This window comes from Kitasatospora putterlickiae, from assembly GCF_039527695.1.
Lineage (GTDB): Bacteria > Actinomycetota > Actinomycetes > Streptomycetales > Streptomycetaceae > Kitasatospora > Kitasatospora putterlickiae.
On sequence record NZ_BAAAKJ010000349.1, the window covers coordinates 1 to 1,831 of the forward strand.

3 protein-coding genes are annotated in these 1,831 nt (G+C 71.1%); 1 reads left to right on the plus strand and 2 read right to left on the minus strand.

Annotation, left to right across the window (positions count from 1 at the left end; genetic code table 11):
* Nucleotides 1-394, minus strand: a 394-nt coding sequence (locus ABD308_RS32355; RefSeq protein ID WP_344343027.1) for an acyl-CoA dehydrogenase family protein, incomplete at its 3' end; no start/stop codon positions are given.
* A 157-nt stretch (nt 395-551) separates the two neighbouring features.
* On the opposite strand from ABD308_RS32355, the gene ABD308_RS32360 reads away from it, so the two are divergent.
* Nucleotides 552-986 carry a PhlB family protein gene (locus ABD308_RS32360; protein ID WP_344343029.1) on the plus strand — a complete coding sequence of 145 codons (435 nt, stop codon included), beginning with the start codon at nt 552-554 and terminating at the stop codon, nt 984-986.
* Between the two features lie 78 nt (nt 987-1,064).
* Here the strand turns inward: ABD308_RS32360 and ABD308_RS32365 are convergent.
* The coding region (locus ABD308_RS32365) for an electron transfer flavoprotein subunit alpha/FixB family protein (RefSeq protein WP_344343031.1) at nt 1,065-1,831 on the minus strand (767 nt) is incomplete at its 5' end.

Sequence of the window (1,831 nt, forward strand, 5' to 3'; positions counted from 1 at the left end):
GCTCCGACAGGCAGTACGAGAACATCCCCTCACCCCGCGCCAGCGCCCCCAGATACCGCGCCTTCAACTCCTCGGAACCCGACAACTGCACCGGCAGCGACCCCAGCTTGTTCACCGCCGGGATCAACGAGGACGACGCACACACCCGCGCCACCTCCTCGATCACGATCACCGTCGCCAGCGCGTCCGCCCCCGCACCCCCGAACTCCTCCGGCACGTGCACCGCGTGCAGATCGTTGCCCCGCAACGCCTCCAACGCCTCCTGCGGGAACCGCCCCTGCTCGTCCACCTCCGCCGCGAACGGAGCGATCTTCGCCTCGGCCAGCGAACGCACCGCCTCACGGAGCATCTCGTGCTCCTCGGAGATCCGGAAGAGATCGAAGTCCTGGCTCATGGTCGGCCACTCCTGTTTCACGACGTTCAAGACGGCACTCAGTACCCTTCATTATGCACGAGCACAACAAAAAGGGAACTCAGTGCCTTCACAGGATGGCACTGAGTTCCCTATCCTTTTTCCGACGGTAACGACGAGTTCGCAGGGAGATGACACCGTGGTCCACTCAGCCGCCGAAGCCGACACCGAGCACGCGCCGCTGTACTTCCAGCGCTGCGCCTGGTGCCGCAACCCGACCTTCCAGCGGTTGCTCTGCCCCACCTGCGGCTCCACCGACCTGCGATTGGAGCGCAGCGAGGGCACCGGGGTGGTGCGGCGCTGCGCCGTCGAGCAGGCCCGCACTCCGCTGGCCCGGCAGAAGTCGCTGATCCGGATGGCCGAGGGGTTCGACGTCTGGTGCATCGTCAACGGCCTGCGCTCCACCGTGCCGGTGGGCACCCGGGTGCGGCTCAGCGCGGCGGCCGGGTCCGAGCAGCCGGAGCTGACGGTGCTGCCGTCGGAGGAGCCGGAGCGCGCCGTGCCCGCCGAGCCCCGGCCGCTGCCGCCGGCCCAGGGTGGGTTCACCCAGCACCTGGCGGCCTTCGCGGAGTGACAGGGACACGAGGAAAGAGGGCGTGGCACCGAGTACCCCGGGGTACTCGGTGCCACGCCCTCGTGAGGTCCGGACGGGTCAGGCCTTGCGGGCCTTCACCTCGGTGGTCAGCTGCGGCAGGACCTCGAAGAGGTCGCCGACCACGCCGTAGTCGGCGAGCTCGAAGATCGGGGCCTCGGGGTCCTTGTTGACGGCCACGATGGTCTTCGAGGTCTGCATGCCGGCCCGGTGCTGGATGGCGCCGGAGATGCCGTTGGCCACGTAGAGCTGCGGGGAGACCTGCTTGCCGGTCTGGCCGACCTGGCTGCTGTGCGGGTACCAGCCGGCGTCGACGGCCGCGCGCGAGGCGCCGACGGCCGCGCCCAGGGCGTCGGCCAGCTCCTCGACCACGCCGAAGCCCTCGGCGGCACCGACGCCGCGGCCGCCGGAGACCACGATCGCGGCCTCGGTCAGCTCCGGGCGGCCGGTGGAGACGCGCGGGGTGCGCGAGACGACCTTGGCGGCGTTGCCGGTGAACGCCACGGTGACGTTCTCCACCGCGCCGGCGGCCGGGGCCGCCTCCGGGGCGACCGCGTTCGGCTTGACGGTGATCACCGCGGCGCCGTGCGACACCGTCGACCTCACCTGGAAGGAGGCGGCGAACACCGACTGGATGGCGACCGGGCCGCCGTCACCGGCCTCCAGGTCGACGGCGTCGGTGATCACGCCGGAGCCGATCCGCAGGGCGACGCGGGCGGCGACCTCCTTGCCCTCGCCGGAGGAGGTGACCAGCACCGCGGCCGGCCCGACGGTGCGGGCGATCTGGGCCAGCGCGTCCACCTTGGGGACGACCAGCAGGTCGGTGA